This is a genomic window from Pseudomonas sp. NY15354, assembly GCF_048068075.1.
Classification (GTDB): Bacteria; Pseudomonadota; Gammaproteobacteria; order Pseudomonadales; family Pseudomonadaceae; genus Aquipseudomonas; species Aquipseudomonas guariconensis_C.
Map to the genome: position 1 here is coordinate 45,154 of NZ_JBLUPV010000002.1, position 22,248 is coordinate 67,401.

Consider the following 22,248-nt stretch of genomic DNA (forward strand, 5'->3'; position numbering starts at 1 on the left):
GTAAACCCGCTCCCACAGGTACAGCGGTGTTGTCGAGCGCAGCGGCGAACCTCCCACAGATACAGCGGTGTTGTCGAAAGCAGCGGCGAACCTTGTGGGAGCGGGTTTACCCGCGAAGCATGTCACTCGGTGCTCGCACGCGCCCCACGCCCCGTTCACTTTTTCTTGCTCTTCACCGCACTCGGCGCCTTGCCCGCCTTCATCTGTTCGAGCAGCGGTGTGCACTGGTTCGGCACATCGTCCCCCGGCGCGATCAGCGCAAGCAACCCGGCCGCCGGCCCCATGGCCACGCCCAAAGCGACCATGCCGGCCCCGCGCAGCGCCAGCGGCACCGCTTGCACCCCAGCACTGGGCTTGGCGAACGGCCCCCGCACATACAGCGGCGAGCGCAAAGAGAACAGGCGCAGGCCTTTGGATTCAGGGGTGATCTTCAGGTCCAGTTGCTCCGTGGCAAAATTCGCCGTGCCGTTGATGTAGATGATCGCGTTCTCGGTGTCGAAAACGAACAGGCGCGTGGTCGCCAGCCCATCCTTGATCCCCACGTTGGCCGCCGCGCAATTGATCTTCACCTCCTCGTCGCCGAACAGCTTGCCGATCACGTAATTACCCACGTTGAGCCCGGCTATTTCCATCAGGCTGCGGCTGATGGCGCCATCGTTGATCAACAGGCTCAAGTCACCGTTGGAGGTGCCCAGCAAGGCCGCCACCGAGTTGCCGCGGCCGCTGAGATCGGCATCGCCATTGAGCTCGCCGAAACTGGTCTGCATGGGCGCAAAGCTTGGAAACAGCTGCTTGAGCTTGAAGCCGCGAGCACTCAGCCGCGCCCGCCCCTGCAGCGGCACGCTGCGGCCATCCAGGCGTATGTTGGCGTTCAGATTGCCACCCGCCACGCCAAAGCGCAGGGGCTCCAGACGCAGCAGGCCGTCTTCCAGCACGACGTGGGCCGAGAGGTCCTTGAAGGGCAGTTGCTCGCTGTGCACGATGCGCTTGCCGCTGAAGGTGACGTCCGCGTCCATGGCGCGCCAGCGCTCGGTACGAAACGCCTCCACCGGCAGCACCTTGCCCGTCGGCTGCTTGCTGGCGCCGCCTCGGGCCTTCTGCTCGGCGTTGGAGTCGGCGCCGATCAACGGTGCCAGGTCCTTGAACAGCAACTGCTCGGAGACGAGGTTTCCGGAGAGTTTGGGCCGAGGCTGGCTGGCAACGAACGTCAGGTCGCCATGGATATCGCTGTCGCCGATCTTGCCGTTGAATCCTTCATAGCGAAACCGCGCGCCCTGGGGATCGTGCAGATTGGCGGTGAGATGGCCGTCGGTGGCATAGGCCGGCGTGTCGGGCAGGGTCACGCCGGTGAGGGGGTAGAGGTTGCCCAGGCTGCTGCCGGACAAGCGCAGGCGCAAGTCGAGGGCACCCAGGTTGCGCGGGTCGGTCAGGGTGCCGGCGAGCGCCACGCGGGTGTCACCGATGCGCGCGTCGGCCTGGAGCGGAAACGGCTGGCGGGCATCCTGCAAAGCCAGCAGCCCGCCGATCTTGCCAGTGGCGGACACCGGCTGGCCTTTGTAGGTGCCTTGGGCCTTGAGGCCGAAGGCATAATCCTGGGCCGCACCGGCCTGGTCGGCACGGGCCTTGCCGACGATCTCGCTGAAGGGGATCGGCTTGCCCAGCGGGTCTATCTGTACCTTCATGCGGGTTTTCAGGGTTTGGTCATCGAAACTGACATTGCCCTGGTCGAAGCCGATGGCGCCAATGTCCAACACCCAAGGCGAGGGCTCGGCGGTTTTATCCTTGGGCCCCAGATCGAAAGTCCAGTTGGCCCGCCCATCGGCCAGACGCGTCAGGCTGGCAGTGGGCTTGGCGAGGTCGATGCGCGGGATGACGATCTGCTGGAACAGCAACGGCACCGGCGACAGCCGAAACGTCACGCGCTCGAGCCCCACCATGCGCGGTGATTCGAGCCACTCGGGGTTGCCGAGGGTCAGGTCCTCGGCAACGAAATGCGGCCAAGGCACCCAGGCGCGCCAACCGCCCTCTGAAGGTTCACGGTGCCATTGCACGGCCAGGTTGCCGTTGATCGCGAAGGGGCGGTGCAGGGCTTCGGAGACCTTCTCGTTGAGCAGCGGCTTGACGCGGTTCCAGTCGAACGTGGCGATGATCACCACCACTATCGCCAACAGGGTCAGCAGGCTGGTTAGGATCCAGGTAAGGATGCGAAAGGGACGCGTCATTGCGTAATTCTCCTGACTGCATGGCACAAAACGGGCACGGCGATGGCACTCATTATGTCGGACTGACGAAAGCGCGCCGGGTTTAATCGATCATGATGATAAACAGCTCCGGCCGGCCGCTGCGCGGTCCTCCCCTCAGGTGACACTCCGCTTGAAATCCCCTGAAAACACTGAGCCAGAGCCGTTTCATCGGTGTATCAATGCCATCGATTGTTACCATTACCCGGATGAACTTTTCTCTGGCGTTACCGAGCGTAGCATTGGCCTCGTACCCACTTTTCCCAGCCCCCTAGAGGAGCAACGAGATCATGAAACGCCATCTGCTGCTGAGCCTGACCCTGACAGCCCTTGCCGCCAACGCCTTCGCCTTGCCGGCTGCCGAACAACACCTGACGGCTGAATCCCGGTCCAGCGCTGCCACCGTCGCCCAGCCACTGAACACCCTGGCAGAAGGCGGCTCCGATCGCCTGATCGAACGTAACAACCGCGTCGCCGAAGGCGGCTCCGATCGCCTGATCGAACGTAACAACCGCGTTGCCGAAGGCGGCTCCGATCGCCTGATCGAACGTAACAACCGCGTTGCCGAAGGCGGCTCCGATCGCTTGATCGAACGTAACAACCGCGTTGCCGAAGGCGGCTCCGATCGCCTGATCGAACGTAACAACCGCGTTGCCGAAGGCGGCTCCGATCGCCTGATCGAACGTAACAACCGCGTTGCCGAAGGCGGCTCCGATCGCTTGATCGAACGTAACAACCGCGTCGCCGAAGGCGGTTCTGATCGCCTGGTAGAACTTGGCCGCATGGGCTGATCACCATGGCCCAGAACAACAACCCACCACGCCACACCTGCTCCCCTCCAAGCCCGGTCCATTGACCGGGCTTCGTTTTTTTATCTAGAGTGCCCAGCCGTACAGCCACAGAACACCTCCCATGCTGCCGCGCGCCGAACAGAAGCTACAGACACGCCAGGCCCTGCTCGATGCCGCCTGCCAACTCATGGAGAGTGGCCGGGGTTTCGGCAGCATCAGCTTGCGCGAGGTAGCCAAGGCGGCCGGCATCGTCCCCACCGGTTTCTACCGGCATTTCACCGACATGGACGCTCTGGGCCTGGCCCTTGTCGCCGAAGTCGATGCGACGTTCCGCCAGACCATCCGGATCGTGCGACACAATGAGTTCGAACTGGGCGGCATCACCGACGCCTCGGTGCGGATCTTCCTGGATGTGGTAGCTGCCCACCGCGCGCAGTTCCTGTTTCTGGCCCGCGAGCAGTACGGGGGCTCCCAGGCCGTGCGCCAGGCCATCGCCCAACTGCGTCAAGCCATCAGCGCGGATCTGGCCACCGACCTGGCCCGCATGCCACGGTGGCAGCATCTGGACGGCGCCGCCTTGGCAGTGATGGCCGATCTGGTGGTCAAGACCGTGTTCGCCACCCTTCCAGAGCTGATCGACAGCCCTGATGCCGGTAATCCACAAGCCCTCACCCCGCAGGAAAAAATCACCCAGCAGCTGCGCTTCATCTTCGTGGGGGCGCGGCACTGGCAGGGGCTGGGAAACCCAGGCTGATCGTCGCCTGCCCCGGCAAAGTGCCGGCGCGAGCGCCCCATAACCCCATTCTGCTACCATGGCGCACTGCCCGATTGCGACGAGCGCCTTCATGTCCGACCCCCGCCCCACCCTGCCCGAACTGGCTCGCTTCAACCAGCACTTCGCCAACTGCATCGTGCCGCTGTGGCAAGGCCCAGGCTGGAACGCCGAGCTCGCCCTGCCCTTCGAGGCCCTCGACGGCGAACACCGGCCCATGCCCGTGCAACGCTACCGTGCCATGGCCTGCGCCCGGCAGTTGTACCTGTTCAGCCGCTGCATCGAGCAACCAGGCGCGGCAGAGCGGGCGGCGGCGTTGTTCCGCTCGTTGCAACGGCATTTCCACGATGCCGAACATGGTGGCTGGTTCTACAGTATCGATGCCCAAGGGCAGCCGCTGGACCGGCGCAAGGACCTCTACACCCACGCCTTCATCGTCTTCGCCTGCGCCCATTACTGGGGCAAGGTGCGCGAAGGGCTGGTGGAGTCGGCGCTCAATGCCGCGCTGGACGTCGTCGCCGAGCGTTTCGCCCGCGATGACGGGCTGTACGAAGCCAGCCTGGGCGAAGATTGGTCGGACCTGGGCAGCGGGCCGTTACAGAATCCACAAATGCACCTGGCCGAAGCCTTCCTGCAGACCCTCGCAGTGCGCGACGACGACGCCGTCGAGCACGCCTTGCTGTCCCTGTGCGAAGCGCTGCAAACGCATTTCGTCGACCCCGTTCACGGCTTGATGCTGGAGAAACCGCGCGGGGCTGTGGATAACTGGTTCGAGCCGGGCCATCAGTTCGAATGGTTCTATCTGCTCGACACCTCGCCGCTGCTGCGCGACACCCCGTTGCATGCATCCATCGATCGCGCATTCGTGTATGCCGAGCAATGCGGCGTGAAGGATTCGGCCGTGCTGGCCATGCTGGATGTGGACGGCAAGGTGATCGACCCTACCCAGCGCATCTGGGCCCAGGCGGAATACCTGCGGGCACTGGCGTTGCGACCAACGAACGAGGCGAAGTTGCTGGCGCAGCTACGTGCGCTGGAGGAGCGCTTCCTGCATGCCGGTGGCTGGCACGAATGCCGCGATGGCCAAGGTGAGGTCAGCCGGCATGACATGCCGTCCACCACGCCCTATCACCTGGCAACCTGTCTGGAAGGCCTACAGGCCGCCTGTGCAGACAACTCTTCCCTCTGCTGACCCGGGATCATACAGTCCAACATGGTTCTTCCCTCCAGAAGGACCAATGGTCATGAACGACAGCGATTTTGCAGCATTCGTGGAAGAGCAGATCAACAAGGCAGCACAGAAGATCATCGACAGCCGCAGCCAGCGCTACGATGAGCATTCCCACGGAAAACTGAGCTATCTCCTGAGCTTGCGTCGCGTCATCAGCAGAAAAGCGACCGCCGAGGATCTCGGCCGACAGGATGCGATCAATGATGTGCTCCAAGCCTTGGAAATCATCAAGCCAAACGAAACCTACCTGGCACTGATCAAGTAAAAACACCCGCATAAACACGTGAACCGGCCTAGGCCGGTTCACGTGCGTTCAGCCCTTGCTCGCGCGGTGCACCGAGAACCCCGCCCAATCCTGGCTCACCGGCATCAATTCAAGGCTGTTGATGTTGATGTGCGCCGGCTGGTTGAGGATCCAGAAGATCGTCTCGGCGATGTCCTGAGGCTGGATCGCTTCGGCACCAGCATAGGTGGCGTCATAGCGCGCCTGGTCACCCCCAAAGCGCACCAGCGAGAACTCGCTCTCGCACAGCCCCGGCTCGATGTTGCTGACACGCACACCGGTGCCGCGAAGGTCACAGCGCAGACTCAATGAGAACTGCCCGACGAAGGCTTTGGTGCCGCCATATACGTGACTGCCCGGGTAGGGATAGTTACCCGCCACCGAACCGACATTGAGAATGCTCGCCCCACGGCCATGGGCAATCAGGCGCGGCAGCAGTAACCGGGTGGTGTACATCAAGCCCTTGATGTTGGTGTCGACCATGGTTACCCAATCATCCAGGTCACAGTCCTGCGCAGGCGATGCGCCCAGGGCGAGACCCGCGTTGTTGACCAGGCCCTGCAGCTTGTCGAACGCCGGCGGCAGGTTGGCAATCGCCTGTTCCATGGCCTTGCGATCACGCACATCGACCACCAGGCCGTGCACTTCGGTCTTGGCCGACAACTCGGCACACAGGGCCTCCAGGCGCTCCTTGCGCCGGCCGGTGAGTACCAGTTTCCAGCCTGCCTCAGCGAAACGGCGGGCAGTGGCTTCACCGAAGCCAGACGTCGCGCCAGTGATGAATACGGTGGATGTCATGCGCATCTCCTTCACGGTGGATTATCGTCGACAGCTATTGAGCATGGTCCCCCACGTCGCCGGCAGCAAGCACGCCCAAGGCTGATCAATAAGTAGCCAACATTCTGAAACCCTTGAGATAGAAGGGCTAAACGCACCTATGCGCACCTTATCCACAAGGCTTTCCCCACGGATTGGGGGAAACTCGTCCCCCTGACTGAACGCTTTTTGCCTGCCTGTGCTGTGGACAGCTTTTTCAGTGATGGCGCAACGCTTTCAATCGTGCCGCTTGCAGCGGTCTGTCCAAGGCTTTTTCACAGAGTTATCCACAGCTTTCAACAGGCATGGAGATGCGTTTCGCAGACTGCGGAACCACCACAAAACCGTCCACAAGACCGTCCTGATCAAAAAACATACAGAAGCCTGTAAGGCGCGCCAGCAAAGGCGTAGAGACACCTGCCACCATGTTTTCCACAGGCAGCTCCACACGATCCGTGGACAAAGCGAAGCCTGTGGAAACAATGACTTGCGAAGGGATTGTGCGGGTACTTGCGCAAGGTGTGCGACAAGTTGTCCACATTGGCGTGAACAGCCGGGCCGCGCCGCGGCCCGGTTGCTTGGTCAGTGTCCGCCGAGGTAGGCGTTGCGCACTTCCTCGTTGACCAACAGCTCTTGGCCGGTCCCGCTCATGCGGATCTGGCCGTTGACCATCACATAGGCCCTGTCGGAGAGCTTCAGTGCGTGGTTGGCGTTCTGCTCTACCAGGAAGATGGTCATCCCCGTCTTGGCCAGTTCGCGCAAGGTCGAGAAGATCTGCTTGACCACGATCGGCGCCAGGCCCAGCGACGGCTCGTCCAGCAGCAGCAGCTTGGGACGGCTCATCAAGGCCCGGGCAATGGCAAGCATCTGCTGCTCGCCGCCGGACATGGTCATGGCGCGCTGGTTACGGCGCTCCTTGAGCCGCGGGAACAGCTCGTACATGCGCTGCATGTCTTCATCGGCATGCTTGTCGCCAATCGGGATGGTCCCCATCATCAGGTTCTCCTCGACGGTCATGTCGGGGAACACCCGACGCCCTTCCGGCGACTGGGCAATGCCATTGGAGGCGATGTAGTGCGACGACTTGCGGGTGATATCGGTGCCCCGGTAGACGATCTGCCCGGACGCGGCCCGGGGCTGGCCGAAGATCGACATCAGCAGGGTCGACTTGCCGGCACCGTTGGCACCGATCAGGCTCACCGTCTCGCCTTCGTTGATGTGCATGCTGACTTTCTTCAGCGCCTGGATCGGGCCGTAGAACACGTCCAGGTCCTTGAGCTCGAGAATGGGTGCACTCATACCAGTTCCTCTTCGTCGGCACCCAGGTAGGCGGCGATCACCGTCGGGTTGTTGCGGATGTCCTGCGGAGCGCCTTCGGCGATCACGTTGCCATGGTCGAGCACCACGATATGGTCGGAGATGCTCATGACCATGCCCATGTCGTGCTCGATAAGCACCACGGTGATGTCGTGCTCATCACGCAGCACACGGATCATGCGGCTCAGGGCTTCGGTTTCCTGGGGGTTGAGGCCGGCAGCCGGTTCGTCCAGGCAGATGATCTTCGGTCGTGTGCACATGGCCCGGGCGATCTCCAGGCGGCGCTGCTGCCCGTAGGACAGCTCGCCGGCCAGGCGGTTGGCACAGTCGACCAGGTCGACCACCTCCAGCCAGTAGAACGCGTGGTCCAAGGCATCGCTTTCGGCCTTGCGGTAGGCCTTGGTGTTGAGCACGCCGGCCAGCAGGTTGCGGTTGACCCACATGTGCTGGGCCACCAGCAGGTTCTCCACCACCGACATTTCCTTGAACAGGCGAATGTTCTGGAACGTCCGGGCCAGGCCCGCGCGGTTCACCAGGTGGGTACCGCCGAACATCTTGTAGTACAAGCGGTTGGCAAAACGCGCCGGGGACACGAAATCCGTCGCCTGGAAACGCTCGCCCAACAACTGGATGACGTTGGTGCGGCCACCGCGCACGTTCAGTTCGATGCGCCCGCCACTGGCTTTGTAGAACCCGGTCAGGCAGTTGAACACTGTGGTCTTGCCAGCGCCGTTGGGGCCGATCAGGGCGAAGATCTGGTTGCGCCGGACCTTCAGGCTGACATCGCTGAGCGCCTTGATGCCGCCGAACTGCATCATCAGGTTGTCGACCGAGAGAATGATATCGTCGCTCATGGCGCCACTCCTTTACGCGGGGTCACACCGGCGCGGCTGATGCGGATCAGTCCTCGCGGTCGCCAGATCATCATCAGCACCATCAACACACCGAACAGCAGCACCCGGTATTCGGAGAAGCTGCGCAGCAGCTCCGGCGCCACGGTCAGCACGAAGGCGGCGATCACCACGCCCACCGTCGAGCCCATGCCACCGAGCACCACGATCGCGAGAATCAGCGCCGACTCGAAGAAGGTGAACGACGAAGGGTTGACGAAGCCCTGGTAGGTGGCGAAGAACACGCCAGCCAGACCTGCTGTGGAAGCCCCCAGGGTAAATGCCGAAAGCTTGACCAGTACGTGGTTCAGGCCCATCGAACGGCAGGCGATCTCATCTTCACGCAGCGCTTCCCAGGCCCGGCCGACAGGCATGCGGGTCAGGCGGTGCTTGATGTACAGCACGGCCAGCACGACGATGAACAGCACCGCGTAGATGAACACGAACTTGAGGTTGGCGTTGTAATCGAAGCCGAAGAACTCGTGGATGGGCACCCCTCCGTCCTTGGCCCGGCGGCCGAACTCGAGACCAAAGAAGGTCGGCGACGGCGCCGGCATGCCGTTGGGGCCGCCGGTGAACGACAGCCAGTTGTTCAGAACCAGGCGGATGATCTCACCAAAGCCCAGGGTCACGATCGCCAGGTAGTCGCCATGCATGCGCAACACCGGAAAGCCCAGGATGCACCCGGCCAGCGCCGCGGCGATGGCCGCCAGCGGCAGGACGCTCCAGAAGCCCAGGCCCAGATACTGGTAGCCCAGGGCCAGGCCGTAGGCGCCGATGGCGTAGAACGCCACGTAGCCCAGATCGAGCAGGCCCGCCAAGCCCACCACGATATTCAGGCCCAAGCCCAGCAGCACATAGATCAGGCCGAGGATGACCACGGTGAGCAGGTACTTGTTGGCGAAGACCGGAAACACGATGGCGATGACGATCAGCGCCGGAATGATGTAGCGCAGCCGCGACTTGTAGTCAGGCGCCAGCACATGCACGCCCGAGCCGCCGCTTTCGAAGCCCTGGAGCATGCGCTGCCCCGAGGCGGTCTGCAGGAACAGGCTGAGGACGAAACGCCCCAGCATCACTCCGCCGACCAGCCAGGCCACGCGCTTGGGTTCTGCGTTGAAGCTGTAGCCGTCGAGCACCACGCCGACGACAGGTCCAAAGACGATCAGGGCGAGCAAGCCGGCGACAATCGTCTCCAGCAGGCTGCGCTTGATATCGAAACCGGAAGAAACAGTATTGGCAGCAGACATGTTCACACCTTAGCCACGAGCGGGCGACCCAACAGGCCTTGGGGACGGAAGATCAGGATCATCACCAGCAGTGAGAAACTGAACACGTCCTTGTAGTCGGAGTTGATCAGGCCGGAGAACAACGACTCGGAGATCCCCAGGATGATCCCGCCAAGCATGGCGCCAGGGAGCGAGCCAATGCCGCCGAGCACCGCGGCGGTGAACGCCTTGATGCCAATGATGAAGCCGGCGTAGAAATCGAAAGTGCCGTAGTTCATGGTGATCAGCACGCCTGCGAGCGCAGCCATCACCGCACCGATGACGAACACATAGGAGATCACCCGGTCGGTGTTGATCCCCAGGATCGAGGCCATCTTGCGGTCTTGCTGGGTCGCGCGGCACATGCGGCCGAGCTTGGTGTACTTGATCACATAGGTGAGCAGGCCCATGCCGACGAAAGCCGCCACCAGGATGAAGATCTTGGTGTAGGTCAGTTGTACGAAGCCGGTACCCACATCGACGCGCCAGGCGCCTTCGAGCAGGGTGGGCACGCCTTGCTGGCGGGCGCCCTGGCTGATCTGCGCGTAGTTTTGCAGGATCAGCGAGATACCGATGGCACTGATCAGCGGTGCCAGGCGGGTGGAGTTACGCAGGGGCTTGTAGGCGATGCGCTCGATGGTGAAGCCGTAGATGCCCGTGACGACGATGGTGAACAACAAGGTCCCCAACATCAGCAGCGGAAACGACTCGACACCGAAATAGGCCAGCAATGCCAGGCTGATCGCCGCGAGGTACGCGGAGATCATATACACCTCGCCGTGCGCGAAGTTGATCATGCCGATGATGCCATAGACCATTGTGTAGCCGATGGCGATCAGACCATAGACAGACCCGAGGGTCAGTCCATTGATCAGTTGCTGCAGGAAAATACCATCCATAACGCAATCTCACCTGATTGAGATTGCACGAGCGCCGACCACGGCGGACCACCGCTGAAGCGGCCCTCGCAGCGCAGAACTGTGCAGATCTACGGATAAAGACAGGTACCGCGGGGCTGCGGCCCGGAGCAGTACGCATCCGGGCCGGTCGCCGTTGTTATTTTTGTTTTTCCAGCTGGTGGTACTTGCCGTTGGCATCCCACTGGTAGACCACGTAGTCGGAGACAGTCAGGTCACCCTTGCTGTCCCACTTCTTCTCGCCCATGACGGTCTGGACCGGGTTGGCCTTGAGCCACTTGGCGGCGTCCTCACCCTTGTTCGACTTGGCGCCGTTGAACGCGGCAGCCAGGGCCTGGAGGGAGGCGTAGGCATACAGGGTGTAGCCTTCAGGCTCGGTACCGGCCTTGCGGAACTCCTCCACCACCGCCTTGCTGTCCGGCAGCAGGCGCGGGTCGGCACCGAAGGTCATGTACACACCGTTGACGTACTGGGCACCGCCAGCAGTGGCGACCAGTTCGTCGGTCACGATGCCGTCGTCGGACATGAACTTCACATCCTTCAGACCTTGCTCGCGCAGTTGGCGTACCAGCGGGCCAGCTTCTGGGTGCAGGCCACCGAAGTAGACCACGTCGGCACCGGTGGAGCGGATCTTGGTGACCACCGCGCTGAAGTCCTTCTCGCCACGGGTCAGGCCTTCGTACAGCACAGGCTTCACGCCACGTTTTTCAAGCTGTGCCTTGGTCGCATCGGCCAGGCCTTGGCCGTAGGTGTCCTTGTCGTGCAGGACCGCGACCTTCTTGCCCTTGAGCACATCGACGATGTAGTCGCCAGCCACGATGCCCTGCTGGTCGTCACGACCGCACATGCGGAACATGGCCGACAGCCCACGCTCGGTGACCTGCGGGTTGGTGGAGCCTGGAGTGATGGCGATCACGCCAGCTTCGTCATAGACCTCGGAGGCCGGGATGGTGTTGGAGGAGCAGAAGTGACCGACCACGCCAATGACTTTGTCCTGGTCGACCAGACGGTTGGCCACGGCCACGGCTTGCTTCGGTTCGCAGGCATCATCGCCCTTGACCAGGATGATCTTCTCGCCGTTGACCCCACCTGCGGCGTTGATCTTGTCGGCTGCCGCCTGGGCACCTTTCATGTACTGCTCGCCAAACGCTGCGTTGGCACCGGTCATCGGGCCTGCGACGCCGATCTTCACATCGGCCTGAACAAACGAGGAAACACCCAGTGCCGAAGCTACGGCGAGAGCCAGGAAACCTTTCTTGTAAAACGTCTGCGACATGAGGTGGTGCTCCTTAGAGTTTTTTTGGTTGGCACTACAACTTTCAGCACTCTGGTTAGAGCAAGCACCGTGCCAGCCGTTTTGTCTTCGTCGCAAAACGCATTGGAGAGCGGACTAAAGGCGACCGACGGCCTTTTCTTTATTGAGCGTGCAACCGTCTAACCTAGACAAGTCGCAACCCTTGAAGCCATCAAGGGCAACCACGCAGTGCCATCATTGCAACCCCGGCAAGTGTTTACGTGCAACCGCCCTGTAACAGGGCGACGTCACCGAACTGCACACTGCAAGTGCACAACTGCTACAGGCGGCACCGTTACAAGGCGCGCTGGCGTGTAGGAAAGTGCCCGGCCACGGACGACAAAAGCGCCAAATCACGGGATAACCCCGCGCTAGCAGGGCTCGGGCAGGCAGTACCAGACGGGACGTTACCGAAGCCTATGTGCTCATTACGCTGCAAACGCTGGCACAATGACGCGGATTCCGCGCGCCTGCTTTGTGACGCGAGCGCCGCCACCTGGAGCCCCTCAATGAGCGAGAGCGCATTTGCCGAGCGCATCGTGCACAACCTGCTCGACACCGATTTCTACAAGCTGACCATGATGCAGGCCGTCCTGCACAACTACCCGGATGCCGATGTGGAATGGGAGTTCCGCTGCCGCAACGGCGAGGACTTGCGCCCTTACCTCGACGAAATCCGTAAAGCGATCGAACACCTGAGCGACCTCTCCCTGGACGACGGTCAGCTCGCCTTTCTCGAGCGCATCAGCTTTCTCAAGCCAGACTTTCTGCGCTTTCTCGGGCTGTTCCGCTTCAACCTGCGCTACCTGCGCATCGGCATCGAGCACGACCAGTTATTCCTGCGTCTGCGCGGCCCGTGGCTGCATGTGATCCTGTTCGAAGTGCCCTTACTGGCCATCATCAGCGAGGTGCGCAACCGCCATCTGCATCCGCGCATGCGCCTGAGCGAGGCGCGTGACCAGCTGTACCGCAAGTTCGACTGGCTGCGCGCCCATGCCAGCGACGAAGAGCTGGCTGAACTGCAGGTAGCCGATTTCGGTACCCGTCGGCGCTTTTCCGGTCGCGTGCAGGAAGAAGTGGTGCGGGTATTGCGCGATGACTTCCCGGCGCGTTTCGTCGGCACCAGCAACGTGGACCTGGCCTGGAAGCTGGATGTCAGACCCCTGGGCACCATGGCCCATGAGTGGATCATGGCCCACCAGCAACTGGGCCCGCGGCTGATCGACAGCCAGATCGCCGCGCTGGACTGCTGGGTCCGCGAATACCGAGGGCTGCTGGGGATCGCCTTGACCGACTGCATCACCATGGATGCATTCCTGACCGACTTCGACCTGTACTTCGCCAAACTCTTCGACGGCCTGCGCCATGACTCCGGTGACCCGGTAGCCTGGGCGGAGAAGGCCATCGCTCACTACCGCAAACTGGGCATCGACCCGATGACCAAGACACTGGTGTTCTCCGACGGCCTGAACCTGACCCGTGCGCTGGAAATCTTCCGCGCCCTGCGCGGTCGCATCAATGTCAGCTTCGGGATCGGCACCAACCTCACCTGCGACATCCCTGGGGTGGCACCGATGAGCATCGTGCTTAAAATGACCGACTGTAACGGTTCCCCGGTGGCGAAGATCTCCGACGAGGCCGCCAAGACCCAATGCCGTGACGAGAATTTCGTCCATTACCTGCGCCACGTATTCAAAGTCCCCAGCAAGGAGTAACCCATGCAAGCCGTTCAGCGAGAGATTGCGCAGCAGCTCAAGGTGCAGCCCCCGTTCGCCGACGCCGCCGCGCTTCAGGCCGAAGTCGCCCGGCGCGTGGCCTTCATCAAGGGATGCCTGGCCAATGCCCGGCTAAAGACCCTCGTGCTGGGCATCAGCGGCGGGGTCGACTCTCTGACCGCCGCCCTGCTCGCCCAGCGCGCGGTCAATGAGCTGCGTGCCGAGACCGGTGACGACAGCTATCGTTTCATCGCCGTGCGCCTGCCCTATCAGGTGCAGCACGACGAGCACGATGCCCAAGCGTGTCTGGATGTGATCAAAGCCGATGAAGTGCACACCGTGGACATCGCCCCGGCCGTACGCGCACTGGCGACCGAGACCAAAGCCCTGGAAGGCGGCTCGCCGACCCTGGTGGATTTCGTCGTGGGTAACGTCAAGGCGCGCATGCGCATGGTGGCCCAGTACGCCATTGCTGGCGCCCGAGGGGGCCTGGTGATCGGTACCGATCATGCCGCCGAGGCAGTGATGGGCTTCTTCACCAAGTTCGGTGACGGTGCTTGCGACCTGGCGCCATTGAGCGGCCTGGTGAAGAACCAGGTGCGTGACATCGCTCGCAGCTTTGGCGCACCGGAAGCGTTAGTGGAAAAAGTGCCGACCGCGGACCTGGAGGACCTGGCGCCAGGCAAGCCAGATGAAGCCTCCCACGGCGTGACCTACAAGCAAATCGACGCCTTCCTGCACGGCGAGCCCGTCAGCCAGGAAGCCTTCGACATCATCGTCGCCACCTACCGCAAAAGCCAGCACAAGCGCGAGCTGCCGTTCGCGCCTTGAGCGGGCGGTAGAAACACCTGTGGGAACGGATTCATCCGCGAATGCAGTGGCAAACCACCTTGGCATTCGCGGACGAACCCGCTCCCACAGGTTACACGCTCAGGTTTCGCTTACTTGACGATGACCTTGCCCTTCATCATCGAGATGTGGCCCGGGAAGGTGCAGAAGAAGCTGTAGTCGCCACCGGCTTCCAGCTTGGAAGTGTCGAACTTCACTTCGGTTTCTTTCTCTGGCGCGCCGATCATCTTGGTGTGGGCGATGATCGCGGCGTTGGCGGCGTTGAGGTAATCGTTTTCCAGACCCTTGCTCATGCCCTCGGTGGCAATGCCTTGCATGTCGGCGGTCTTGCTGATCACTAGGTTATGGCCCATGACGTTCTTCGGCAGGCTGCCGGAGTGGGTCAGTTTGACGGTGAACTCTTTGCAGCTCTTGTCGACCGTGAATTCTTTGCTGGTGTAGGACATTTGATCGGTCGATTCCACAGTGACCGAGCATTCGGCTGCAAAGACAGAAGCGCTGGCGAGGGTCAGCAGGGATACCGCTACAGCTTTCGCAAACATCATGAATCTCCTTGGCAGGGTTTTATCATTGCGAGACTGCCTGAAACCTTTCCTCTCCTCGCTGATATGAGTCAAGGAGGGTCAAGAGGTCAGCCAGTAGATTTGTTCAATGGATTGTATACAACCAATCTAAGTGCACATCATGCCCTCTTAATGGACGATGGGACAACCTCTCATTCAGGAGTAAGTCCCATGACCTTGAGCAGCATGATGCGCAGCCTGCTGGCTGCCTACGCGTGTGGCGCCTGTGGCGCGGCAGTCTGCGAATTCTCCCGCCCCGAGTGAATCGGCGCTTGGAAGCGGCAGGCATGCGTCTTACCCTGTGCACGCATGTGAAGGGAGATGAGCAATGCCTGTACGTTCCATTTGTGTCTTCTGCGGTGCCAGCACCGGCACCCACCCCGCGTATCGCGAAGCCGCGGTGGCTCTGGGCCAGGCCATCGCCCGGCGCGGACTGACCCTCGTCTACGGCGGCAGCTCCGTGGGCCTGATGGGCGCCGTCGCCGACGCGGCCATGGCCGCTGGCGGGGAGGTCATCGGCGTCATGCCACAAAGCCTGATCGATGCGGAAATCGGCCATAAAGGCCTGCCACGCCTTGAAGTGGTCGACGGCATGCATGCCCGCAAGGCGCGCATGGCCGAGCTGAGCGACGCCTTCATCGCCCTGCCGGGCGGGCTGGGGACGCTCGAGGAGCTGTTCGAAGTCTGGACCTGGGGCCAGCTGGGGTATCACGCCAAGCCGCTGGGTTTGCTGGACGCTAACGGGTTCTATGAAAAGCTTGGCGGGTTCCTCGACCATATCGTCGAAGAAGGCTTCGTGAGGCCGCAGCACCGGGCGATGCTGTTGCTCGGCAAGCAACCGGATGAACTGCTGGATGCGATGGAGGAGTTCGTGCCGCCCGTGCTGCCCAAGTGGGTCGACAAGAAGCCTGATTGATCTCGATTGATGGCTTTACGCTGTGGGAGCGGGTTCATCCGCCCCCACAGGGTCCAATGCCCAGACTATCGATCAGCGCGGAATGACTGGCTGGCGAGGCTTCTTCTTGCCCTTGCCGCCCTTGGCCGCTTCCTTGCGCTCCTTGGCCGCCTGCTGGTTGCGGGCGAACGCCTCGGCCTTGGCCTTCTCACGCTTGTCCCACGGCTTGCTGCCATCGCTGGCGCGCGGCGGCAGGCCGGTGTGCTGGGTCAGGATCTTCTGGTCCTTGCCCACCTTGTGGCTGCCGGATGGGGTCGAGTTCTTGCGGCGGGCGCTCTGATAGCTGTCGGTCTGCGGCTGATGCAGCGGGATCAGCTGGTGCTTGCCCGGGCCGATCAGGTCGGCGCGGCCCATGCGCTGCAGCGCCTCGCGCAGCATCGGCCAACCCTTCGGATCGTGATAGCGCAGGAACGCCTTGTGCAGACGGCGCTGCTCTTCGCTCTTGACGATCTCAACCCCTTCGCTCTTGTAGGTCACCTTGCGCAGCGGGTTCTTGCCCGAGTGGTACATCGCCGTGGCCGAGGCCATGGGCGACGGGTAGAACGCCTGCACCTGATCGGCGCGGAAGCCATTGCCCTTGAGCCACAGCGCGAGGTTCATCATGTCCTCGTCTGTGGTGCCCGGGTGCGCGGCGATGAAGTACGGGATCAGGTACTGCTCCTTGCCCGCTTCCTTCGAGAACTTCTCGAACATGCGCTTGAAGCGGTCATAGGTGCCGATCCCAGGCTTCATCATCTTGTCCAGCGGGCCACGCTCAGTGTGCTCCGGGGCAATCTTCAGGTAGCCACCGACGTGGTGGGTCACCAGTTCCTTGACGTACTCCGGGGACTCCACGGCCAGGTCGTAGCGCAGGCCCGAGGCAATCAGGATCTTCTTCACACCCGGCAGAGCACGCGCCTTGCGGTACAGCTCGATCAGCGAGCTGTGGTCGGTGTTGAGGTTCTCGCAGATGCCAGGGAACACGCAGGACGGCTTGCGGCAGTGCTTCTCGATCTCGTGGCTCTTGCAGGCGATCCGGTACATGTTGGCGGTCGGGCCGCCGAGGTCGGAAACCACGCCGGTGAAGCCCGGGACCTTGTCACGCATTTCCTCGATCTCACGAATGATCGAGTCGTGGGAGCGGTTCTGGATGATGCGGCCTTCGTGCTCGGTGATCGAGCAGAAGGTGCAGCCGCCGAAGCAGCCACGCATGATGTTCACCGAGAAGCGGATCATCTCGTAGGCCGGGATGCGCTCCTTGCCATAGGCCGGATGCGGGACGCGCGCGTAGGGCATGCCGAACACGTAGTCCATTTCCTCGGTGCTCATCGGGATGGGTGGCGGGTTGAACCACACGTCCACTTCGCCATGCTTCTGCACCAGGGCGCGAGCATTGCCGGGGTTGGTTTCCAGGTGCAGCACGCGGTTGGCGTGGGCGTAGAGAACCGGGTCGTTACGCACCTTCTCGAACGACGGCAGGCGGATCACCGACTTTTCGCGGGTCATGCGCGGGCTGTCGAGGATCTGCACGACCTTGGCTTCGTTCGGGTCCTCGACCTCGCCCTTGGCCTGCTCGATGGCGCAGGCCTGGGTATCCTGGGTATTGACGTAGGGGTTGATGATCTTGTCGACCCGGCCTGGGCGGTCGATGCGGGTAGAGTCGATCTCGTACCAGCCCTGCGGGGTGTCGCGACGCACGAAGGCGGTACCGCGCACATCGGTGATGCTCTCGATGCTTTCGCCCTGGGACAGACGCTGGGCGACTTCGACGATGGCACGCTCGGCGTTGCCGTACAGAAGGATATCGGCGCTGGCGTCGATCAGGATCGAATGACGGACTTTGTCTTGCCAGTAGTCGTAGTGGGCAATACGGCGCAGGGAGGCTTCGATGCCGCCAAGCACGATCGGCACATGCTTGTAGGCTTCCTTGCAGCGCTGGCTGTACACCAGGCTCGCCCGGTCAGGGCGCTTGCCGGCCAGGCCACCCGGGGTGTAGGCGTCGTCGGAACGGATCTTCTTGTCCGCGGTGTAGCGGTTGATCATCGAATCCATGTTGCCTGCCGCGACGCCGAAGAACAGGTTCGGCTCGCCAAGCTTCATGAAGTCGTCCTTCGACTGCCAGTTTGGCTGGGCGATGATGCCTACGCGAAAGCCCTGGGCTTCCAGCAGGCGGCCAATGATGGCCATGCCGAACGACGGATGGTCGACGTAGGCGTCACCGGTCACGATGATGATGTCGCAGGAGTCCCAGCCGAGCTGATCCATCTCCTCCCTGCTCATAGGCAGGAACGGTGCCGGCCCGAAGCATTCGGCCCAGTACTTGGGATAGTCGTAGAGTGGTTTGGCTGCTTGCATGTCAGTGACCGGTTCTGGTGTGCAGGGAAATCGCGGGCGCGGAATATAGCACAAAATTTGATCAAATCCGACGGTAACGGTCGGATTCGTGGAGAGGCTTCCCGGGAGCGCTTCGCGCTCCATCACAGGCTGGCGCCAGCCCCACAGCCAAGCGCTCACACTGCGATGGGCCGCGAAACGGCCCCTGAACTCAACGGTTATTCGTCGTCGTCGAAGTTGTACATGCCCGGAGCGAGGTTCTCGAAGCGGGTGTACTTGCCGATGAACGCCAGGCGGATGAAGCCAATGGGGCCGTTACGCTGCTTACCGATGATGATCTCAGCGACGCCCTTGTGCTCGGTCTCAGGGTGATACACCTCGTCACGGTAGACGAACATGATCACGTCGGCGTCCTGCTCGATCGCTCCGGATTCACGCAAGTCGGAGTTCACCGGGCGCTTGTTCGGGCGTTGTTCGAGGGAGCGGTTGAGCTGCGACAGGGCAATGACCGGGCAGTTGAACTCCTTGGCCAGGGCCTTGAGCGAGCGGGAGATCTCGGAGATCTCGTTGGTCCGGTTGTCGCCGCTGGAGCCGGGGATCTGCATCAGCTGCAGGTAGTCGACCATGATCATGGCGATATCGCCATGCTCGCGCACCAGACGGCGGGTACGGGCGCGCATTTCCGAAGGGCTGATGCCGGCGGTATCGTCAATGAACAGCTTGCGGTCGTTGAGCAGGTTGACCGCCGAGGTCAGGCGCGGCCAGTCGTCGTCATCCAGCTGGCCGGAACGCACCTTGGTCTGGTCGATGCGTCCGAGGGACGACAGCATACGCATGATCAACGCATCACCGGGCATCTCCAGGGAGAACACCAACACCGCCTTGTCGCTGCGCAACACCGCGTTCTCCACAAGGTTCATGGCGAAGGTGGTCTTACCCATCGAAGGACGGCCCGCGACGATGATCAGGTCCGCCGGCTGCAGGCCGCTGGTCTTCTCGTCCAGGTCGGTGTAGCCGGTGGAAAGGCCGGTGATGTCGCTGTCGGAGTTGAACAGCGTGTCGATGCGATCGATGGCCTTGGTCAGCAGCTCATTGACGCCCACCGGGCCGCCGGTCTTGGGCCGCGCCTCGGCGATCTGGAAGATTTGCCGCTCGGCGTCATCGAGGATTTCCGCGGCGTTGCGCCCCTGGGGGTTGAAGGCGTTGTCGGCGATGTCGGTACTGATGCTGATCAGTTGGCGCAGCGTGGCCCGCTCGCGGATGATCGCGGCATAGGCCTTGATGTTGGCCACCGACGGCGTGTTCTTGGCAAGCTCGGCCAGGTACGCCAGACCGCCGATCTGAGACGACAGGCCTTCTTTGTCCAGCTGTTCGTGCAGGGTGACCACGTCGAACGGCTGGTTCTGATCCACCAGCTTGTGGATGGCGCGGAAGATCAGGCGGTGGTCATGCCGATAGAAATCACCGTCCGAGACCTGGTCCAGCACCCGCTCCCACGCGTTGTTGTCCAGCATCAGGCCACCGAGCACGGCCTGTTCGGCCTCGATGGAATGCGGCGGCACCTTGAGGGCGGCGGTCTGTAGGTCTAGCTGTTCGGGATTGCTGATCTCGTTCATGTCCACGCGAAAAATCTGGGTGATGAAAAAGACAAAGGGCACGACCTGCATGATGCAGGACCGTGCCCGATGTTAACCGGCTGGCCCCAAGGAGCCAACCGATTCGCGGCAGCTTAGGCTGCGACGACAACCACGCGAACGGTGGCTTCAACGTCGCTGTGCAGGTGCACGGCAACGTCGTATTCGCCGACGTTACGGATGGTGCCGTTCGGCAGACGAACTTCAGCTTTGGCCACTTCAACGCCGGAGGCGGTCAGGGCGTCAGCGATGTCGTGGGTGCCGATCGAACCGAACAGCTTGCCTTCGTCACCAGCGGTGGCAGTGATGGTCACTTCCAGCTCAGCCAGTTGAGCAGCGCGGCTTTCAGCCGAAGCTTTACGCTCGGCAGCTGCTTTTTCCAGCTCGGCGCGACGCTCTTCGAACGCGGCCAGGTTGACGGCGTTGGCAACGACGGCCTTGCCGAAAGGCAGCAGGAAGTTACGGCCGTAACCACCTTTTACTTTTACTTTGTCGCCCAGGTTGCCCAGGTTGGCGACTTTTTCCAGCAGGATCAGTTCCATTTGGTAAAACCTCTTAACTTTTAACCTTCACCGTTCGCGGAATCGTCACCCTGGTGAGGGGACTTGCGACCGCGAAAATCAATCAGGCTATCGACAATGGCCAGGACCACGAGCAACGGATAAGTCAGCTGCATGAACAGCACCAGCGTCACGTACAACCCCACCAGCCAGAACTTGGCCAGGCGCTTCTGGGCCACCAACCCATGCAGCAGGGCGATCCCCGCGAACATGAGCGGCACACTGCACAGCGGCGTCAGCAATGCCAGGCCGGAACCAAGGTTCGGACCGAACAGCATGCAGGCCAACAGCACCAGCATCGGCACCAGGGGAATCCGCACCGCGTGAAACTCGCGACCGAAACCTCCCGGGTTGTACAACACTGCTTGCCAGTAGCGGCCCAACATCAGGGCCAGCACGCTGACAACTTGCAACAGGGCCGCAATCAGGCCGCCGAGCACCGGTACGATGAGGCTTCCAAGGTGTGCCTGTTCCTCTACCGACAACTGCTGGTAGAGGCCGTCGAGCATCTGCGGCAGGGCTTTTTCAAGCGCTCGCGCCAGAGCTTCAATCGGTTCTCGGAACACCGAACCAAGCACGACACCGTACAACAGGCCCAGGGCAATGCTGGATAACAGCACCCGGTTCCAGGAATGCTCGGCGCGCAAAAGCGCAGCCAGCCCCAGCGTCCCCAGCAGCACCATCAAGGTGCGTGGCTCGCCGAAGATCCACCAGGCCAACGCCGGGAGAATGCCCCAGACGATGACCGAGGAAGCGTCCTTGAAACCGCGCCGCAGGAACACCAGGCTCCCGGCGGCGGCACTCAACCAGAACAACAGCGGCAACGCCGCACAACCGGCCACCACAATGGAGGCCTGCACACGACCGCGCATGATGAAATCAGCCAACGCTCGCATGCTTATCCCTTGCTACTTGTCGACGACCCGGTCTCAGCGGCCGTGGCTGTCGGTGTAGGGCAGCAGGGCCAGGAAGCGGGCGCGCTTGATAGCGGTAGCCAGCTGACGCTGATAACGAGCTTTGGTACCGGTGATACGGCTTGGAACGATCTTGCCGGTTTCGGATACGTAAGCTTTCAGGGTGTTGAGATCTTTGTAGTCGATCTCTTTCACGTCTTCAGCAGTGAAGCGGCAGAATTTACGACGACGGAAGAAACGTGCCATGTAATAGGCTCCTCAAAAAGGTCCGTGGATTACTCGTCAGCGTTATCGCTGTTGTCGCTGTCGTTGCTGTCGTCGCCATCGACGCCATCAGCAGCTTCAGGACGCTCACGACGCTCACGGCGCTCGCTGCGGTTCTCTTCGGCCTTCAGCATCTCGGACGGGCCAGTGACGGCTTCGTCGCGACGGATGATCAGGTTACGGATCACGGCATCGTTGTAGCGGAAGTTGTCTTCCAGCTCGGCCAGGGCCTTGCCGGTGCACTCAACGTTCAGCATCACGTAGTGAGCCTTGTGAACGTTGTTGATGGCGTAGGCCAGCTGACGACGGCCCCAGTCTTCCAGGCGGTGGATCTTGCCGTCGTCTTCTTCGATCAGCTTGGTGTAACGCTCAACCATGCCGCCGACTTGCTCGCTCTGGTCCGGGTGAACCAGGAAGATGATTTCGTAATGACGCATGAATGCTCCTTACGGGTTAGTAGTCTGCCAGCACTCTGGTCAGACAAGGAGTGAATGACACTGTATGTCTTGCCTTGGAAAGAGGCACATGCGCGCCTGCCTGCTCGGCAAGGGGCGCAATTGTAGAGAAGGCGGGAAGTACAAGCAAGGTGGTTGGTGATTATTTGAACAGCCGGAAACATATTCGCAGGCTGTCCAAACCTATTCGCGGGCAAACCCGCTTCC

Annotated in this window: 22 protein-coding genes; 7 read left to right on the forward strand and 15 right to left on the reverse strand. The window is 61.8% G+C overall.

Annotated elements, in window-relative coordinates:
* Nucleotides 1–155 precede the first annotated feature (155 nt).
* Nucleotides 156–2,222, reverse strand: a complete 2,067-nt coding sequence (locus ACNFCH_RS02130; protein WP_337159962.1) for an AsmA family protein — start codon at nucleotides 2,220–2,222, stop codon at nucleotides 156–158.
* A 308-nt stretch (nucleotides 2,223–2,530) separates the two neighbouring features.
* Here ACNFCH_RS02130 and ACNFCH_RS02135 point away from each other — a divergent pair, with 308 nt between their 5' ends.
* The 4 genes from ACNFCH_RS02135 (at nucleotide 2,531) to ACNFCH_RS02150 (ending at nucleotide 5,299) form a co-directional block, all read left to right on the forward strand.
* Nucleotides 2,531–3,031 carry a phage infection protein gene (locus tag ACNFCH_RS02135; protein ID WP_337159961.1) on the forward strand — a complete coding sequence of 167 codons (501 nt, stop codon included), beginning with the start codon at nucleotides 2,531–2,533 and terminating at the stop codon, nucleotides 3,029–3,031.
* Between the two features lie 121 nt (nucleotides 3,032–3,152).
* Nucleotides 3,153–3,785 carry a TetR family transcriptional regulator gene (locus tag ACNFCH_RS02140; RefSeq protein ID WP_196162584.1) on the forward strand — a complete coding sequence of 211 codons (633 nt, stop codon included), beginning with the start codon at nucleotides 3,153–3,155 and terminating at the stop codon, nucleotides 3,783–3,785.
* A gap of 91 nt (nucleotides 3,786–3,876) precedes the next feature.
* Nucleotides 3,877–4,995, forward strand: coding sequence for an AGE family epimerase/isomerase (locus tag ACNFCH_RS02145; RefSeq protein WP_416742168.1), 1,119 nt, complete (start codon nucleotides 3,877–3,879; stop codon nucleotides 4,993–4,995).
* A gap of 52 nt (nucleotides 4,996–5,047) precedes the next feature.
* On the forward strand, nucleotides 5,048–5,299 hold the full coding sequence (locus ACNFCH_RS02150) for a hypothetical protein (protein WP_337159959.1): 252 nt from the start codon (nucleotides 5,048–5,050) through the stop codon (nucleotides 5,297–5,299).
* 48 nt (nucleotides 5,300–5,347) lie between these two features.
* Here ACNFCH_RS02150 and ACNFCH_RS02155 read toward each other — a convergent pair whose 3' ends face one another.
* The 7 genes from ACNFCH_RS02155 to ACNFCH_RS02185 all read right to left on the reverse strand — a co-directional run bounded on the left by ACNFCH_RS02155 (nucleotide 5,348) and on the right by ACNFCH_RS02185 (nucleotide 11,801).
* Complete coding sequence (locus ACNFCH_RS02155) at nucleotides 5,348–6,115, reverse strand: SDR family oxidoreductase (RefSeq protein WP_337159958.1); 768 nt, start codon at nucleotides 6,113–6,115, stop codon at nucleotides 5,348–5,350.
* 301 nt (nucleotides 6,116–6,416) lie between these two features.
* On the reverse strand, nucleotides 6,417–6,569 hold the full coding sequence (locus ACNFCH_RS02160) for a hypothetical protein (protein ID WP_416742169.1): 153 nt from the start codon (nucleotides 6,567–6,569) through the stop codon (nucleotides 6,417–6,419).
* A 146-nt stretch (nucleotides 6,570–6,715) separates the two neighbouring features.
* A complete protein-coding gene (locus ACNFCH_RS02165; RefSeq protein WP_043211932.1) occupies nucleotides 6,716–7,432 on the reverse strand; it encodes an ABC transporter ATP-binding protein in 717 nt (238 codons plus the stop codon).
* Nucleotides 7,429–8,304, reverse strand: a complete 876-nt coding sequence (locus ACNFCH_RS02170; RefSeq protein WP_070090460.1) for an ABC transporter ATP-binding protein — start codon at nucleotides 8,302–8,304, stop codon at nucleotides 7,429–7,431. The genes ACNFCH_RS02165 and ACNFCH_RS02170 overlap by 4 nt, the downstream gene beginning before the upstream one ends.
* Nucleotides 8,301–9,590 (reverse strand): high-affinity branched-chain amino acid ABC transporter permease LivM, encoded by a 1,290-nt coding sequence (gene livM, locus ACNFCH_RS02175; RefSeq protein ID WP_196162581.1) that lies wholly within the window; start codon nucleotides 9,588–9,590, stop codon nucleotides 8,301–8,303. Before livM ends, ACNFCH_RS02170 begins: the two co-directional genes overlap by 4 nt.
* A gap of 2 nt (nucleotides 9,591–9,592) precedes the next feature.
* On the reverse strand, nucleotides 9,593–10,507 hold the full coding sequence (locus tag ACNFCH_RS02180; protein ID WP_337159955.1) for an ABC transporter permease subunit: 915 nt from the start codon (nucleotides 10,505–10,507) through the stop codon (nucleotides 9,593–9,595).
* 157 nt (nucleotides 10,508–10,664) lie between these two features.
* Nucleotides 10,665–11,801, reverse strand: a complete 1,137-nt coding sequence (locus ACNFCH_RS02185) for a branched-chain amino acid ABC transporter substrate-binding protein (RefSeq protein ID WP_070090463.1) — start codon at nucleotides 11,799–11,801, stop codon at nucleotides 10,665–10,667.
* 527 nt (nucleotides 11,802–12,328) lie between these two features.
* On the opposite strand from ACNFCH_RS02185, the gene pncB reads away from it, so the two are divergent.
* Nucleotides 12,329–13,534: a nicotinate phosphoribosyltransferase gene (gene pncB, locus ACNFCH_RS02190; protein ID WP_337159954.1), complete on the forward strand. Its 1,206-nt coding sequence runs from the start codon at nucleotides 12,329–12,331 to the stop codon at nucleotides 13,532–13,534.
* 3 nt (nucleotides 13,535–13,537) lie between these two features.
* A complete protein-coding gene (nadE, locus tag ACNFCH_RS02195) occupies nucleotides 13,538–14,365 on the forward strand; it encodes an ammonia-dependent NAD(+) synthetase (protein ID WP_337159953.1) in 828 nt (275 codons plus the stop codon).
* 110 nt (nucleotides 14,366–14,475) lie between these two features.
* Here the strand turns inward: nadE and azu are convergent, their stop codons facing one another.
* A complete protein-coding gene (gene azu / locus ACNFCH_RS02200) occupies nucleotides 14,476–14,925 on the reverse strand; it encodes an azurin (RefSeq protein ID WP_070090466.1) in 450 nt (149 codons plus the stop codon).
* Nucleotides 14,926–15,274: 349 nt separating this feature from the next.
* Between azu and ACNFCH_RS02205 the strand changes: the two genes are divergently transcribed.
* Nucleotides 15,275–15,862, forward strand: a complete 588-nt coding sequence (locus tag ACNFCH_RS02205) for a TIGR00730 family Rossman fold protein (RefSeq protein WP_337159952.1) — start codon at nucleotides 15,275–15,277, stop codon at nucleotides 15,860–15,862.
* Nucleotides 15,863–15,934: 72 nt separating this feature from the next.
* Here the strand turns inward: ACNFCH_RS02205 and ACNFCH_RS02210 are convergent, their stop codons facing one another.
* From ACNFCH_RS02210 to rpsF, 6 genes are all read right to left on the reverse strand, one after another.
* A complete protein-coding gene (locus ACNFCH_RS02210; protein WP_337159951.1) occupies nucleotides 15,935–18,235 on the reverse strand; it encodes a YgiQ family radical SAM protein in 2,301 nt (766 codons plus the stop codon).
* Nucleotides 18,236–18,432: 197 nt separating this feature from the next.
* Entirely contained in the window at nucleotides 18,433–19,830 is a 1,398-nt protein-coding gene (dnaB, locus tag ACNFCH_RS02215) for a replicative DNA helicase (protein WP_070090513.1), read from the reverse strand.
* A gap of 113 nt (nucleotides 19,831–19,943) precedes the next feature.
* Nucleotides 19,944–20,390, reverse strand: a complete 447-nt coding sequence (gene rplI, locus ACNFCH_RS02220; RefSeq protein ID WP_043211954.1) for a 50S ribosomal protein L9 — start codon at nucleotides 20,388–20,390, stop codon at nucleotides 19,944–19,946.
* A 20-nt stretch (nucleotides 20,391–20,410) separates the two neighbouring features.
* Nucleotides 20,411–21,304: a hypothetical protein gene (locus tag ACNFCH_RS02225; RefSeq protein ID WP_337159950.1), complete on the reverse strand. Its 894-nt coding sequence runs from the start codon at nucleotides 21,302–21,304 to the stop codon at nucleotides 20,411–20,413.
* A 33-nt stretch (nucleotides 21,305–21,337) separates the two neighbouring features.
* Nucleotides 21,338–21,568 (reverse strand): 30S ribosomal protein S18, encoded by a 231-nt coding sequence (rpsR, locus tag ACNFCH_RS02230; RefSeq protein WP_009403887.1) that lies wholly within the window; start codon nucleotides 21,566–21,568, stop codon nucleotides 21,338–21,340.
* A gap of 29 nt (nucleotides 21,569–21,597) precedes the next feature.
* Nucleotides 21,598–22,023 (reverse strand): 30S ribosomal protein S6, encoded by a 426-nt coding sequence (gene rpsF / locus ACNFCH_RS02235; protein WP_416742170.1) that lies wholly within the window; start codon nucleotides 22,021–22,023, stop codon nucleotides 21,598–21,600.
* Nucleotides 22,024–22,248 lie beyond the last annotated feature (225 nt).

Coding starts and splice junctions, on each gene's coding strand:
- ACNFCH_RS02130 (WP_337159962.1), bottom strand. CDS start 2,222: ATGACGCGTCCCTTTCGCATCCTTACCTGGATCCTAACCAGCCTGCTG.
- ACNFCH_RS02135 (WP_337159961.1), top strand. CDS start 2,531: ATGAAACGCCATCTGCTGCTGAGCCTGACCCTGACAGCCCTTGCCGCC.
- ACNFCH_RS02140 (WP_196162584.1), top strand. CDS start 3,153: ATGCTGCCGCGCGCCGAACAGAAGCTACAGACACGCCAGGCCCTGCTC.
- ACNFCH_RS02145 (WP_416742168.1), top strand. CDS start 3,877: ATGTCCGACCCCCGCCCCACCCTGCCCGAACTGGCTCGCTTCAACCAG.
- ACNFCH_RS02150 (WP_337159959.1), top strand. CDS start 5,048: ATGAACGACAGCGATTTTGCAGCATTCGTGGAAGAGCAGATCAACAAG.
- ACNFCH_RS02155 (WP_337159958.1), bottom strand. CDS start 6,115: ATGACATCCACCGTATTCATCACTGGCGCGACGTCTGGCTTCGGTGAA.
- ACNFCH_RS02165 (WP_043211932.1), bottom strand. CDS start 7,432: ATGAGTGCACCCATTCTCGAGCTCAAGGACCTGGACGTGTTCTACGGC.
- ACNFCH_RS02170 (WP_070090460.1), bottom strand. CDS start 8,304: ATGAGCGACGATATCATTCTCTCGGTCGACAACCTGATGATGCAGTTC.
- livM (WP_196162581.1), bottom strand. CDS start 9,590: ATGTCTGCTGCCAATACTGTTTCTTCCGGTTTCGATATCAAGCGCAGC.
- ACNFCH_RS02180 (WP_337159955.1), bottom strand. CDS start 10,507: ATGGATGGTATTTTCCTGCAGCAACTGATCAATGGACTGACCCTCGGG.
- ACNFCH_RS02185 (WP_070090463.1), bottom strand. CDS start 11,801: ATGTCGCAGACGTTTTACAAGAAAGGTTTCCTGGCTCTCGCCGTAGCT.
- pncB (WP_337159954.1), top strand. CDS start 12,329: ATGAGCGAGAGCGCATTTGCCGAGCGCATCGTGCACAACCTGCTCGAC.
- nadE (WP_337159953.1), top strand. CDS start 13,538: ATGCAAGCCGTTCAGCGAGAGATTGCGCAGCAGCTCAAGGTGCAGCCC.
- azu (WP_070090466.1), bottom strand. CDS start 14,925: ATGTTTGCGAAAGCTGTAGCGGTATCCCTGCTGACCCTCGCCAGCGCT.
- ACNFCH_RS02205 (WP_337159952.1), top strand. CDS start 15,275: ATGCCTGTACGTTCCATTTGTGTCTTCTGCGGTGCCAGCACCGGCACC.
- ACNFCH_RS02210 (WP_337159951.1), bottom strand. CDS start 18,235: ATGCAAGCAGCCAAACCACTCTACGACTATCCCAAGTACTGGGCCGAA.
- dnaB (WP_070090513.1), bottom strand. CDS start 19,830: ATGAACGAGATCAGCAATCCCGAACAGCTAGACCTACAGACCGCCGCC.
- rplI (WP_043211954.1), bottom strand. CDS start 20,390: ATGGAACTGATCCTGCTGGAAAAAGTCGCCAACCTGGGCAACCTGGGC.
- ACNFCH_RS02225 (WP_337159950.1), bottom strand. CDS start 21,304: ATGCGAGCGTTGGCTGATTTCATCATGCGCGGTCGTGTGCAGGCCTCC.
- rpsR (WP_009403887.1), bottom strand. CDS start 21,568: ATGGCACGTTTCTTCCGTCGTCGTAAATTCTGCCGCTTCACTGCTGAA.
- rpsF (WP_416742170.1), bottom strand. CDS start 22,023: ATGCGTCATTACGAAATCATCTTCCTGGTTCACCCGGACCAGAGCGAG.